Raw genomic sequence first — 14,099 nt, 5'->3', positions numbered from 1 at the left:
TCAACGCATTCCGGGTGATCCAGTTGATCTATATCGCCCGCCCCAAGCGTTTCATCCCCTCTTCTATTTTCGACACATCCGCCGTCGCAAAGCTGAGCCTGAAAGCAGCCCTGTCGGGATTCGACGCATAAAACGGGGCGCCCGGCACGAAAGCCACGCATTGTTCAATCGCCTTCCTGGCGAATTCACCCGCGTCCTTCAACTTGCCGCCCTCGCCCGTCAGGCGGGCCCAGAAGAACAGGCCGCCCTGCGGCTGCTCGAACGCCACAGCGTCGCCCAGTTCGCGTTCCAAGGCATCGCCCATGGCGGCGGCGCGTTCGCCATACACCTTGCGCACATTCGCCAGCGTGGCGGGCATGCGGCCGGCCTTGAGGTACTGCGCGGCGGTGGCCTGGGCAAAGGTGCTGGTGTGGGCGTCGCTGAACTGCTTGCACATCACCGCGTTGGCCAGCAGCGCCGGCGGGGCAATCATCCAGCCGATGCGCAGGCCGGGCGAGAGCACCTTGCTGAGCGAGCCGCAATAGGCCAGCAGCTCGCGGCTGCCGGGCACGCCGTCGCTCAGCGACAGCAATGACGGCGGTGGCGCTTCGCCAAAATACAGGTCGCCGTAGGGATCGTCTTCTACCACTAGGGTCTGGTATTTCACGGCCATGTCCAGCACTTGCCGACGGCGCTCCAAGCCGAGCAGCGCGCCGCTCGGGTTGCCGAAGGTCGGAATCAAATAAACAAATTTCGGCTTGTGTTCAGCGATAAGCCGCTCCAGCTCGTCGGTCCTCACGCCATGCGCGTCGATGGGCGCGCTGATGACCTCGGCGCCATACAGGCGAAAGCACTGGATGGTCGCCAGAAAGGTCGGGCCTTCGACGATCACCTTGTCGCCCGGATTGATCAGGGTCTTGCCCAGCAGATCGAGCGCCTGCTGGCTGCCGGTGGTGACGATCAGGCCTTCAGGCGCCACGGTCACGCCCTTGCTCGCCATGAAGGCGCTCAGTTGTTGGCGCAGCGGGCCGTAGCCTTCGGTGGCGCCATATTGCAATGCCGCGCCGGGTTCCTCGTTCAGCGCCTTGCTGCTGGCGTCCTTGATGCCTTCGATGTCGAACATCGCCGGGTCGGGAAAGCCGCCGGCAAAGCTGATGATGCCGGGCTTGCCCAGCAGCTTGAAAAGTTCGCGGATGGCGGAGGTTTCAACGTTGTTCAGGCGGTCGGCGAATGGCAGGGGCATGGCGTAAGTCTCTGGATGGAAGGTTGGCGTGCAAGGCGGGGACTGGATGCGTGATTTTCAGGAAGCGCTGGCATGAATGGTAGCGCCAGCAAGGCGGGAAGGAACGGCGATCGCTCCACGGCAATCTTCAGGCAAGGCCAGCGCCATGACGCGGCATGTCGCCAGGCGTTGCGCCAGCGCGGGGGTCCATTCGGTCAACTCCAGGCCCAGGCACTTCAGGCGGGCCTCGAAGTGCACCCATGCCTGGGCAAAGGTGGCCGGCCGTTGCATGGGCGACGTGCGCTGCAGCGTGTCAGACACTGTCGGACCGAGATAGTCCAGCGCCACACGCGCCCAGTCGGACATCCCGGCAGCGTCCTGTTCGACATGCATCACATCAAGGCCCATGGCACCGCTCCTGCCAATGGCGGCCACGCTCATTCCAGGCATGTGGCTCACCGACACATGCAGGCGCGCAAGGCGCGAATCCACGCCAATCGCCTGCCCCGGGCGCGAAACCAGCGCGATGGGTGCGGCAGGTTGATCGAGGAACATCGCCATCGTCTCGCGCAAAGCCGTGCGGATCAGGGCCCTTGCCAGCGAGCGCTCGCCCGTGGCGGGGGTTGCCACGCTGATGACAGTCATGGCCTGGCAGTCGCGCATTTCATCAACGGCAGCTTGCATGCCTTGCGGCCACGCATGAACGGCGACGAGCTTGTGTGGGGGCAGCATGTCAGTTGCGCGCGGGCGCGGCCGGACAGCCCTTCCAGCTCGATGCGGCAGGGATGAACTCCCCTTTCATGACCAGCGTCAGGGCACCGAGCTTGGCGTTGTCGGCCACCACCGCGCCGTAGAGCACCGCGCTGCGCGGCCCCATGTAGACGCGCTCGCCAATGATGACGTGATCGACCTTCATGACGCGGTCTTCGAACAGATGGGTCTGGGGGCAGGCCAGCGCATTCAACTCGCTGTAGTCGCCGATGGTGACACAGTCGAACTCGGTGATGTCAGTGGTATCGAGGTAAACACCTTTGCCGATACGGCAACCCAGAAAGTTCAAGGCCACGGGCAGCAATGGGGTGCCGCGCAGGTAGCGAAGGAAATTAGGCACCGCAATCCCTTCATACAAATTGGTCACGCCCTCCGACAGCCAGACAAACGGGGTCCACATCGGCACGCTGCATTGGCGGTAGCGCCGCATCAGCGCCCACTTGATGGCAGCAATGAAAAAGAAGGCCCCCACCCCATAAAAAAGACCGGCGCCCATCAGGTAAAGAATGACGACGCCCCACTGGCCGTCGCTCGCCACGGGCATGATGTCCAGGACCATGGTGTAGCCGACAGAAATCACGATCGCATGCGGCGCCACGATGCGAAAGGCTTCAATCAGCCCGCGCGCCAGGCGGCGAAAGGGCGATGGCCGATAGGTCAGATGTTCGGGGAAACCGCTGGTCTGCTCGCGCGCCGGCAGGTTGATCGGCGGCGAGCCCAGCCAGGTGTCGCCGTCCTTCATCGCGCCGTTGGCGGGTGCGCTGGAATGCACGCCAATGAGCACGTTTTCCGGCAGCGTGGTGCCGTCGGGGATGTAGGAGCCGTTACCCACGAAGCTGCGGCGCGAAATCACCGTGGGCTGCATGGACATCCAGCCGCCGTCGATGCTCTCGTCGCCCAGCATGACCGCATCGGCGATGAAGGTTTCATCGCCCAGCGTGAGCATGTCCGGCACCAGCCCGAGTGCGGAAGAAATCTCGGCATCGCGCCCGACCTTGGCCCCCAGCAGCCGGTACCAGAAAGGGGCGTACACCGTGGCATAAACGCCATGCAAGACCGCCAAGCTGGACTCCTGGATCTGGTTGACCAGCCATTTGGCGCAATATAGGTTGCTGTGTACGGGCCAGCTGCCAGGCTTGAGACGCGGCAAAACCGTCCAGCGGATGCCGGCCGACAGCAGCGCAGTGCTGACGATCAGCACGCCTGTGGCCGGGAAAGCAAGGATGAAATACTTAACCAGCTGGAACGACAGGTCGCTGCCGCGCAATACCGGAAAACGCTCGGCGTCGTCGATCCAGTCGATCAGCACAAAGCTGGGAAACACCGGCAGGAAAAACAGCGTGGCGATCAGCAGGGCGCCGAACACAAAATACCCGCCTTCGACGACACTGCGCAGGCCAGAGACAGCGGGCCGGGCGGGCCGGTCCGTGTGGTCGAACATGCCCACGTCGCGCGCCGGCGAGCCTTTCCAGATGCGTCCGGCGGGCAGTGACTCCCCGTCGCTGAGCGCCGATTGGCCTTCCAGATGGCCATAGGCGCCGATGTGCGTATTGCCTTCGAGCACGGCATAGGAACCCACGCAGGCTTCACGCTCCAGCGTGATCGGCCCCAGGCGCAGTTCGCCATGTTCGACCCGTGCATTTTCAAAATTGGCCGCGTTGCCGATGCTGACGCCGTCGCCAATGCTCAGCAAGTCCGGGGCGCGCAGGGTGATCGACCCGATCATGACGTCGCGCCCCACCTTGGCGCCCAGTGCGCGCAGCCACCAGGCGTACATCGATGATCCACTGAGCAGGTAGGTCGGCGCCGCCTCGATCAGGCGGTCGGCCAGCCACCAGCGGTAATAGGTCATGCCCCAGAGCGGATAACGCCCGGCCTTCAGGCGCCCCAAAATCAGCCACTTACCCGCAACGGCCACCGCAAACGCCAGCAGGGTGGACAGCAAATAGGCGGCCACGGATGCGGCAATGGCCAGCGCCATCGAATCGTCGGGCTCGCCGGTAAAGAAATGATAGGTAAAGAACGGCGCCATCCATTGCGCCATGTGCAGCGTCACCAGGCCAGGGATGACGACTGCCTGTGCCACTCCGCAGGTCCAGCGCTTGAGCCAGGACGGCGCCACCCAACGGGTGTCCACCGCCATGACAGGCTCATGGCGCTGACCCAGCACCTCGGCGATCAGGCCGACCTGGCGGTTCTGGTAAATGTCGTGCACCGTGATGTGCGCAAAACGCGGGTCGGTCCGCAAGGCCGAGGCCAGGCGCGCCGCGAACAGCGAGTGGCCGCCCAGGTCAGAGAAAAAATCGGCACTGCGCACAATCGGCTGGCCGGGAAACAGCGTGGCCAGGGCCGCAAACAAGGCTTCTTCCGCCGGCGTTCGTGGCGTGTCGGAGCCGCTAGCCTCCCCGCTGGCCACCGCCAAGGGACGCGCCTTGAGGCTGTTGCGGTCGATCTTGCCGGAGGTCAGGCGCGGCATTTCCGAGAGTGGCTCGAAGTAACCGGGCACCATGTAGGAAGGCAAGGTGTTTGCCAGCGCGGCACGCAGTTCGGCACTGGAGCGGCTCATGCCGCCTTCAAAAACGAGGAAGGCGATCAGCTGGTCGATGCCGCCTTCCTGGCGCTGGACAACGGCGACGGTGCCCACGCCGGGCAGCTTGGCCAGCGCCGCCTCGATCTCGCCCAGCTCCACCCGAAAGCCGCGTATTTTCACCTGGTCATCGGTGCGGCCCAGGCAGTGCACGCGGCCATCGGGGTCGATGCGGGCCAGATCGCCCGTGCGGTACAAACGGTCGTCATGCGCATGGCTGCGCCAGGGATTGGCAAGGAATTTCTCGGCCGTCAGGTCGGGCCGGCCCAGGTAACCGGCCGCCACCCCGGGGCCGGTGATGCACAACTCGCCGACTTCCCCGCGCGGCAGCAGCACCAAGCCGTTTTCAACGGACGGGTCGATCACCATCAGGCCGTAATTGGGCAACGGCCGCCCGATGGTCACGGGCTCGCCCGGCTGCAACTCGGCCAGGCTGGCCGACACGGTGGCTTCGGTCGGGCCATAGGTATTGAACACCTGGCGGCCGGGCTTGGCCCAGCGCGCCACCAGTGACTGAGGACACATCTCGCCGCCCAGGTTGATCAGGCGCAGGCTCGGCACCTCCTGGTTGAACAAGGCCAGCAGCGTCGGCACTGCGTGCAGCACGGTGACCTTGTTTTCAGTCAAGGCCAGCGGCAGGGCTTCGGGGTCCGAGGCCAGCGCCTTGGGAGCAATCCAGAGCGTGGCACCGGCCAGGTAACTGATCCAGATTTCCTCGAAAGACATGTCGAAGGCGACCGAAAACCCTTGGTACACGCGATCAGTTTCGAGCACGCGCAGCATGGCGTTTTCGCTGCGCAGAAAGTGGCAGATGCTGCCCTGGGTGATCTCGATGCCCTTGGGCTTGCCGGTGGAGCCCGAGGTGTAAATTACATACGCGGGGTGCGAAGGCAGCAAACCCTGCCGGCGAACCCGCTCAGGCGTCGGTACCAGCAAGGCTTCTGCCGTCCAGACGCTGGCCCTGATGTGCACCAGGCGCGGTGCGAATTCTTTGCAACTGACCACGCCCACCGCGCAGGCATCTTCCAGGCACACGGCAATGCGCTCGACCGGCGTATCCGCGTCAAACGGCAACCATGCGGCACCGGCCTTGGCAATCCCGGCCTGCATCACCAGCAGACCGATACCGCGTGGCAGCCACAGACCCACGATGTGACCCGGGCGCACGCCGGCCTCAATCAGGCCGGAAGCTACTTGGTCGGCCTGTGCATTCAGGTCCTGGTACGTGAGGTGACGATCCGCAAACATCAGCGCAACCTGGTGCGGAATACGGTCGGCCGTCGCTTCAAGAATATCTGCAAGCACCTCAGCGCGAATCAATTCCGGCTGTATGGGTCCGGACAAGATATCCGGATGGCTGGCACTGCCAGCGTCAGAGATGTCCAGCAAGCGCAAGCTGGGCAGAAGATCGGCCAGGGAAAATGACGTCATAAAAAACCAGTTGCCGAAAAACAAAGGGGAAAGCCGAGCTAGCCCACGATTATCTTTTGAAACTGGCGCCGCGCCTTGTAATAAATAATGGCGCCTGCGCATGTACAGCCGCCGCACGCTGCTATGGTTTATGAAGCGCTTCCCGGGACCTGCGCAGGCGCGGCCTTGGCGCCCTACACTTCCCGCCATGAAAACCAGAGACATTGCCCCGTTTTTTGCCACGCTCAAGGCGGCCAACCCGATGCCGGTGACCGAACTGGAATACACCAGCGTGTTCGAATTGCTGACCGCCGTGCTGCTGTCGGCGCAAGCCACCGACGTCAGCGTGAACAAGGCCACGCGCCGGCTGTTTGCCGTCGCCAACACGCCGCAAAAAATACTCGACCTGGGCGTAGACCGGCTGGAGGCCTACATCAAGACCATCGGGCTATACCACTCGAAAGCCCGGAACCTGCTGGCGACCTGCGCAATGCTGACAGAGCAGCACGGCGGCCAGGTGCCGCGCACCCGTGAAGCGCTTGAAAAATTGCCCGGCGTGGGCCGCAAGACGGCCAATGTGGTGCTCAACTCGGCCTTTGGCGAGGCCGTGATGGCGGTGGACACGCACATCTTTCGCGTCGGCAACCGCACCGGACTGGCGCCGGGCAAGAACCCGCTGGAAGTCGAGCTAAAGCTGCTCAAGCGTATTCCGCCAGAGTATCTGGTCGATGCGCACCACTGGCTGATTCTGCTCGGCCGCTATGTCTGCATTGCCCGCAAGCCACTGTGCTGGCAATGCGCGGTCGCGCCTTATTGCGACTACAAGCCCAAGACCGAGCCGCCACCGGGTTCATGACACGCGCTTGGCGCCAGCTTGGGTACTTGCATCGGTGATTGAACGTCAGGCTGCGGCTGGCGATGGCCCATCACGCAGCGCAGCCAGTCAATGCAAGACGAAAAAAACCCCTGGCCGATTGGCGAGGGGGTGAGGACAGCTCGAGTTCTCAAAATCATCATCTTGAAGGACGAAGCCTTGCTCTGCATCGTTGAATGCTGCGCTCGGATGCGGCCTTCAAAACCTCTTCAAGGTTGCGGGCAGCACGCCGCGTGAAACACAGGCGCGCGTGCATGCCGCTGGCGGCCAGGGCGCTCCAGGAGCGTCGCTGGCGTTGCCGTATTTTTTATTTGGCTGGAGTTTCCGCAGGCTTGCCTTCGGCGCCTGTTGCGCCGACGGCACCCGCAGCGCCTGTGCTGCCTGTGCTACCTGTGGAACCGGTTGCGCCCGTCGCGCCTGCGGGGCCAGGCTGGGTGACCACTTTTTTTTCACAGGCGGCGAGGCCAAGTGTCATGACGATTGCGGCAGTGAGCAGTGCGTATTTCATGGGAATCCTTTGCGTAAATGGGTCCGCACCGGCGGTGCGAAGGTTTGTGCGGATGCTAGATTAACCGCGCAACACCCACTGAACTGTAGGACGGACGCACCTGCTGCCGTCCCTTTAATTCCGTTTCTAAGGCCATCCGGGATCAGACGCGAGGCCAGGGAACAGGCCATGGCACGGCACGGCAAAGCAGCGCAGTTATCGTTTCCAATTCGGATTGGAATTACGATGCCTGCAAACAAACTCGCCTCCAGCCTATGTTAGATATCCTCACCGTCACCATGAATCCCGCCCTGGACGTGTCCACCTCGACTGAAAAAGTCATGGACACGCACAAGCTGCGCTGCACGGCCGCCATCCTGCACCCTGGCGGCGGCGGCATCAACGTGGCGCGCGTGCTGCACCGGCTGGGCGGCGACTGCCTGGCGCTGTTCCCGGCGGGCGGCGCGAACGGCCAGCGGCTGCGCCAGCTCATCGACCAGGAACAAGTGCGCAGCTATTCCATCCCGATTGCCGGCGAGACGCGCGAAAGCTTTTCGGTGCACGAACAGTCCAGCGGTCGCGACTTTCGCTTTTTGCTGCCCGGGCCTGAACTGGCACCGAGCGAATGGCAGGCCTGTCTGCGTCATGTCGCCGACCTGCAGGCGCCGCCGGCTTACCTGGTGGCCAGCGGCAGCCTGCCGCCCGGCTTGCCGGCCGATTTTCATGCGCGGCTGGCTCGGCTGGCGAAGGAACACGGTAGCCGGCTGGTGCTCGACAGCTCGGGGCCGCCCCTGGCCGCAGCGCTGGCCGAAGGCGTTTACCTGGTCAAGCCCAGCCTTCGCGAACTGCGCGAACTGACCGGCCATCCGCTCGATACCGAGCAGGACTGGCACGCGGCGGCGCTGCAGATCATCCGGGCCGGCCAGGCGCAGGTGGTGGCGCTGTCCCTGGGCGAGGACGGCGCCTTGCTGGTGACGGCCGACAGGGCGCTGCGCGCGCGCAGCCTGCCAGTGAAAGTCGCCAGCTCGATTGGCGCGGGCGACAGCTTTGTCGGTGGCCTGCTCTGGGCACTGAATCGGCAGGAAAGCCTGGAGCAGGCTTTTCGCTACGGCATGGCAGCCGGCGCAGCCGCCCTGCTCGCGGCCGGCACGGCGCTGTGCCAGGCGGCGGATGTGGAACGGCTGCACCGGGAAGTGGCTATCCACCCGGTCTGATTCAAGCCCGGGAAGGCGTGCCTTGCCGGCACCGTCAGGAGTTTTTCAGGCCCATTGATCTAGCGCAAGTCACAGCGCAATGCGGCGGCTACCGTAGTGGCAACAAAAGGCGGCCAACAGCAAAAAGGACAGGCGCCATGCCTGCTTGACGCCACTGGCAAGCCCTGTGTTCCATGTCAAGCTGGAGACAACACCATGACGACACCCTTCATCCGCTGGTTTTCAGACATCGGCATCGCCGATGTTCCGCAGGTCGGCGGCAAGAACGCATCGCTGGGCGAAATGGTCCGCGAACTTGGCGCGCAGGGCGTCCGGGTACCCAACGGCTTTGCGGTCACCGCCGGGGCCTACCGCCACCTGCTCGACCAGTCCCACGCCTGGAGCGGTCTGCACGAGGCGCTCGACGGCCTGGACGTGAAGGATGTTGATGACCTGGCAAGGCGCGCGCGCCGTGCGCGTGAAATCATCCACGGCGCGACACTGCCGGACGGCATGGTGGCGGAAATCAATGAAGCCTATGCCCGCCTGCGTGCTGAATACGGCGAGCAGGTGACGCTCGCAGTGCGCAGCTCGGCCACCGCCGAAGACCTGCCGACCGCCAGCTTTGCCGGCCAGCACGAGACTTTTTTGAACATCTCGGGTGAAGCCCGGCTGCTCGAAGCCATCCGCCAGTGCTTTGCCAGCCTGTTCATGGACCGCGCCATCGCCTACCGGGTGGACCACGGCATCGACCATTTCAAGGTCTACCAGTCGGTCGGCGTGATGAAAATGGTGCGTTCCGACCTGGCCGCCAGCGGCGTCACCTTTTCGCTCGACACCGAAACCGGCTTTCGCGACGTGGTGTTCATCACCGGCGCCTACGGCCTGGGCGAAAACGTCGTGCAGGGCACGGTCGATCCTGACGAGTTCTATGTCTTCAAGCCCACACTGGCGCAGGGCCACCGGGCCGTGCTGCGGCGCAAGCTGGGCGCCAAGCAGATCCGCATGGTCTATGCGCAGGCGGCAGGCCGCGAAACCACGCGCAACATGCCGACGCCGCCGGAAAACCAGGCGCGCTTTTGCATCACCGACGACGAGGTGCTCGAACTGGCCGACGCCGCCATCAAGATCGAGGCTCACTACAGCCGCAAGGCCGGTCAGCCCACGCCGATGGATGTCGAATGGGCCAAGGACGGCGTTGACGGCAAGCTCTACATCGTCCAGGCGCGGCCCGAAACCGTGGCGTCGCGCAAGCCGCTGGGCCAGGTCGATGAATACCGCCTGGGCGACAAGGGCCAGCCCGTCGTCAGCGGCCGCGCGGTGGGCGGCAAAATCGTCAGCGGCCGGGCGCGCGTCATCAGCGAGGTGTCAGAGCTCAATCAGTTCCAGCCCGGCGAGGTGCTGGTGGCCGACACCACTATGCCGGACTGGGGCACGGTGATGAAGATTGCTGCCGCCGTGGTGACCAACCGGGGCGGACGCACCTGCCACGCGGCCATCGTGGCGCGCGAGATGGGCATTCCAGCCGTGGTCGGCTGCGACCATGCGACCACGGTGATCAAGACCGGCGACGAGATCACAGTGTCGTGCGCCGAAGGCAGCGCCGGCCATGTGTATGCCGGCAGGATTCCCTTCACCGTCACCAGCACCGACGTGGCCGGCATGGCGCGGCCGCAGACGCATTTGATGGTCAATCTGGCGAATCCGGACATGGCTTTCCAGACCGCCCTGTTGCCGAACGACGGCGTGGGCCTGGCGCGCATGGAATTCATCATTGCCGAGCACATCCATGCGCATCCGATGGCGCTGGTGCATCCCGAGAAGGTCGAAGACGCTGCTGTGCGGGCAGAAATCGCTCGGCTCACGCAGCTGTACGCCACGCCGGCCGAGTATTTCGTGCGGCAGCTGGCCGAGGGCGTCGGCATCATCGCCGCGGCTTTTTATCCCAAGCCGGTGATCGTTCGCATGTCGGACTTCAAAACCAACGAATACGCCAGCCTGCTGGGCGGGCGCTGGTTCGAGCCGGTAGAGGCGAACCCGATGATCGGTTTTCGCGGCGCCTCGCGCTATGCGCATCCGGCCTACGCCGAGGGTTTTGCGCTGGAATGCGCAGCGATGAAACGGGTGCGCGACGACATGGGCCTGAGCAACGTCAAGCTGATGATCCCGTTTTGCCGTCGGGTGGACGAAGGCGAGCGCGTGCTGCAGGCCATGGCCGCGCATGGACTGGGACGCGGCGTGAACGGGCTGGAAATCTACGTCATGTGCGAGATTCCGAACAACGTGATCCAGATCGATGCGTTTGCGCAGCTGTTCGACGGCTTTTCGATTGGTTCGAACGACCTGACGCAGCTGGTGCTCGGCGTGGACCGGGATTCGGAGATCGTCGCCTTTGACTTTGACGAGCGCGACCCGGGCGTCAAGATGGTGCTGCGCCAGGCCATCGAGGGCGCGCGCCGCAACCACCGGCACGTGGGCATTTGCGGCCAGGCACCGTCGGACTATCCCGAAATGGCCCAATACCTGGTTGAGCTGGGCATCGACTCGATGAGCGTCACGCCCGACACGCTGCTGAAAACCACGCGCGACGTTCTGGCCGTCGAAGCGCGGCTGGAACGCGCGCCGCGCGGCGAGACAGCTGCCGCGTCAACACCGTCCGGTTCACAAGGGAGGCGGTCATGAACGATCAAAGCATTGCTTCGCTGATGCGGCACGAGGTGCATCAGGTCGGCGCCGACGACACCGTCGCGTCAGTCGAAAAACAGATGATCACGCGGGGCTTGAGCTGGGCGCCAGTGGTGGACGAAGGCGGCGCGATGCTGGGCGTCATCAGCAGCCTGGACCTGCTGCGCTTTCATGCCGACGCCAAAGACGCCGCCAAGGTCTACGCCTGGCAGATCTGCACTTACAAACCGATTGCGGTGCCGCTGGACGCCAGCGTGGCCGAGGTGGCTAGGTTGATGGTCGAAGCCGGCATCCACCACGTCGTGGTCCGGGATGGCAGCGCCATCAAGGGCGTGGTGTCGTCCATGGACTTTGTCCGGACCTTCATGGACTAGCGGGTGAAATTGCTACTTTTTTAGTAGCTGACTTCGCCTGCCGGGCCTGCGCAAGAAGGCAATTTGATGCATATTTTTGGGGTTTGCGTGGCTTCTTCTGTGGTTTGAGGGGTGAGCGCCTGCCCGGCGGGGGGTAACTTTCTTTTCTGGCAAAAAAGAAAGTCACCAAAGAAAGTTGCCTTGGGAGCGGGTTAGAGCTGAACGCTCTGACGGGCCGTCGCTTCGCTCGGCCCTGGGTTCTTTGATCGGCAGCCAGTCGCCCATGCCGGCGACTGGCTGGTTCGACCGCTCGTTCGCCAACAGCTTCACGCTCTGCTTAATCTGCTTGGCTTGCGCTTCGCGCTTCGCGCATCGCTGTCGGTTGTGCCATTTTTGTATTCCCTCACCTGCTGGGTGCGGTGAGTCAGTGGCTGTAGAGCCACGATGGTTCTTTTCACTGTTCGATGTCAGCCCTCGTTGCCTGCCTTGGCCGAGTAAAGAAAGGGCAAGAAACTGCCAGCAGTATTTGAAGCACAAAAGAACCGATCAAGCAGAGCGTGAAGCTGTTGGCGAACGAGCGGTAGCACCAGCCAGCCTTTGACAACGCTAACAGCCCTCAGATCCAGGTGCCAAGGGCCGAGCGAAGCGATGGCCCGACAGAGCGCTCAGCTCTAACCCGCTCCCGCCCTCAGGCAACTTTCTTTGGTGACTTTCTTTTTTGCCAGAAAAGAAAGTTACCCCCCGCCGGGCAGGCGCTCACCCCGCAAACCACAGAAGAACCCACGCAAAGCCCCCGAAAAAGAAGAAAACAGAAAAGGCCGCCTCACCTGTCAGTAGCCTCACTTGCCCGACTGCGCGAACGCTTCCATGTCGAACTCACGCGACAGCGCAAAACTCGGCGCATTCTGGCCCGAGCTGTTGGGCGTCGTGCAGCCATGCCCGACCCATTGCGCGGGCGACTCGGTCCACCACATGCGGTAGTAGAGCCGGCCGTTCGTGGCGTTGTCGCGTAGCCGGCTCCACACTTCAGCGGGCAGCGTGTAGCCCGCCGGGTACAGCGCCGACGACTGGAAGGGCGAGACTTTCCACGAGCCGTAAAAATTGTTGTCGTTGCGCTGCGCGCTGTACTGGTCGGTGAAATACCAACTGTTGGTGGACACCTCGACCGCATAAAAACGGCCAGCCCCCGGGTTGACCTGGAAACGCGGCGCCGCACCGTTGGCCGGAAAGGTGGTGGGCGCGGTGATGGCGGGCATGCCGGTGTCGCCGCTGACGGGCTGGGTTTGCGCCGTCAGGGTCAAGCTGGGCGCGGCCTGCGCATTGCTGTCAAGGGTCGTGACCCGGTAGTTCACCCACGCGGTCGGGCTGGTGGTAGCCCAGAGCCGGTAGTAAAGGGTTGACGCGCCCTGGCGCAGGCGGTTCCAGGCGTCCAGCGGCATCGTGAAGGATGTGCCTTGGCGAAACGGGCTGACCTTCCAGGAGGCGTAGAAATTGTTGTCGCTCCGCTGCCCGCCATTGGCCGTGCTGTTGAATAGGCCGGCATCGGTGGCGACTTCCACCGCGAAGAACTGGCCAGAGGGCACCGACACCGTGAAGGTGACGGGCGTAGCGTCGTTGGCAAAGGACGACGGCGCCGAGATCGACAGGACGCCGCTACCCGTGCCGCCGCCAGCGCTGCCGGAGCCAATCGTGAACGGCTTTTCAGCATCGAAGGCCGGATTGCTCACGCCCGAACGGAACAGGTTGGGCGTCTGGTCCGACGGCATGCGGGCCACGATGGCCGAATGGAACTGGGCATAGCTGCCGCTGAAAGACCCGCCGTTCCAGACTTCCTTCAGGCGCTGGGTGAACAGGCCGTTGGCGTCGCCGTCGGACGACAGCTGGTTGTCTTGGCAGCCTGAAATCAATGTCACGCTGGCATTGACCGACGCGCGGTGCGTCCACTGGCTGACCTCGTAATTGCTTTTATTGGCCAGGTAGTTGGCATGGACGGCGGCCGGATCGGCGGCGCGCACGCGGGGCGGCGCATTCACCGGACGGCCGTACTGGGCGGCAAATTCGGCGCTCTTGAACTTTTTCTGGAAACTCATCACGCGCGCAACCGTGCCGCTGTGGCAGCTGTCGGACAGCAGGAAAATGCGCACGCCGGCGGCAAAGCTGGACCACAGGCCATTCAGTTCGTCGTCGAGCAGCTGGCGGTCCCAGAGCACCCAGGTTTCGTCCTTTCCGTCGGGCTCGTCGCCGGTCGCATCAATGATCTGCGAGCCGTGCCCGGAGTAGGTCACCAGGCAGATGTCGCCCGCCGCCAGCTGGCGCGCCGCCTGGCCGATTGAGCGCGTCACCTCGGACGCCGTGGCCTGCGCGTCGGTGAGCATCGTCGCGGTGTAGCCGAGCTGGGTGGCGATCTGGTTCATGTCGCGGGCGTCGTTGATGCAGCCTGCCAGTTCCCCGTTCCATCCGTTGTAGGCGGCCGGGTTGACAAAATTCAGCCCGATATTGACAGCAATTCCTTTTGCCATTTGAGCGCTCCTTGGGTTG

Annotated in this window: 9 protein-coding genes; 4 read left to right on the top strand and 5 right to left on the bottom strand. The window is 63.7% G+C overall.

Annotated features, from left to right (window positions below):
• Positions 1 to 28: 28 nt before the first annotated feature.
• The 3 genes from ACP7AD_RS07725 to ACP7AD_RS07715 form a co-directional block, all read right to left on the bottom strand.
• Positions 29 to 1,216 carry a PLP-dependent aminotransferase family protein gene (locus ACP7AD_RS07725; RefSeq protein WP_426148232.1) on the bottom strand — a complete coding sequence of 396 codons (1,188 nt, stop codon included), beginning with the start codon at positions 1,214 to 1,216 and terminating at the stop codon, positions 29 to 31.
• A gap of 63 nt (positions 1,217 to 1,279) precedes the next feature.
• The gene (locus ACP7AD_RS07720; RefSeq protein WP_426148208.1) at positions 1,280 to 1,933 is read right to left on the bottom strand and encodes a hypothetical protein; all 654 of its coding nucleotides are present in this window, start codon (positions 1,931 to 1,933) and stop codon (positions 1,280 to 1,282) included.
• Position 1,934: 1 nt separating this feature from the next.
• Positions 1,935 to 5,990 carry a Pls/PosA family non-ribosomal peptide synthetase gene (locus ACP7AD_RS07715; RefSeq protein ID WP_426148207.1) on the bottom strand — a complete coding sequence of 1,352 codons (4,056 nt, stop codon included), beginning with the start codon at positions 5,988 to 5,990 and terminating at the stop codon, positions 1,935 to 1,937.
• Between the two features lie 187 nt (positions 5,991 to 6,177).
• On the opposite strand from ACP7AD_RS07715, the gene nth reads away from it, so the two are divergent.
• Positions 6,178 to 6,825, top strand: coding sequence for an endonuclease III (gene nth, locus ACP7AD_RS07710; RefSeq protein WP_426148206.1), 648 nt, complete (start codon positions 6,178 to 6,180; stop codon positions 6,823 to 6,825).
• Positions 6,826 to 7,150: 325 nt separating this feature from the next.
• Here nth and ACP7AD_RS07705 read toward each other — a convergent pair whose 3' ends face one another.
• Positions 7,151 to 7,351 (bottom strand): hypothetical protein, encoded by a 201-nt coding sequence (locus ACP7AD_RS07705; protein ID WP_426148205.1) that lies wholly within the window; start codon positions 7,349 to 7,351, stop codon positions 7,151 to 7,153.
• Positions 7,352 to 7,605: 254 nt separating this feature from the next.
• On the opposite strand from ACP7AD_RS07705, the gene ACP7AD_RS07700 reads away from it, so the two are divergent.
• The 3 genes from ACP7AD_RS07700 (at position 7,606) to ACP7AD_RS07690 (ending at position 11,582) form a co-directional block, all read left to right on the top strand.
• Positions 7,606 to 8,544, top strand: coding sequence for a 1-phosphofructokinase family hexose kinase (locus ACP7AD_RS07700; RefSeq protein WP_426148204.1), 939 nt, complete (start codon positions 7,606 to 7,608; stop codon positions 8,542 to 8,544).
• A 195-nt stretch (positions 8,545 to 8,739) separates the two neighbouring features.
• Entirely contained in the window at positions 8,740 to 11,205 is a 2,466-nt protein-coding gene (gene ppsA, locus ACP7AD_RS07695; protein WP_426148203.1) for a phosphoenolpyruvate synthase, read from the top strand.
• Positions 11,202 to 11,582, top strand: coding sequence for a cyclic nucleotide-binding/CBS domain-containing protein (locus tag ACP7AD_RS07690; RefSeq protein ID WP_426148202.1), 381 nt, complete (start codon positions 11,202 to 11,204; stop codon positions 11,580 to 11,582). Before ppsA ends, ACP7AD_RS07690 begins: the two co-directional genes overlap by 4 nt.
• A gap of 818 nt (positions 11,583 to 12,400) precedes the next feature.
• Here ACP7AD_RS07690 and ACP7AD_RS07685 read toward each other — a convergent pair.
• Positions 12,401 to 14,080, bottom strand: coding sequence for a caspase family protein (locus ACP7AD_RS07685; protein ID WP_426148201.1), 1,680 nt, complete (start codon positions 14,078 to 14,080; stop codon positions 12,401 to 12,403).
• Positions 14,081 to 14,099 lie beyond the last annotated feature (19 nt).

Origin of the sequence: Polaromonas sp. DSP2-3-2b2, assembly GCF_049895905.1 — a bacterium.
Taxonomy (GTDB): domain Bacteria; phylum Pseudomonadota; class Gammaproteobacteria; order Burkholderiales; family Burkholderiaceae_C; genus Polaromonas.
The sequence above is the reverse complement of the archived record's forward strand: the minus strand, read 5'-3'. Positions and strand labels throughout refer to the sequence as shown.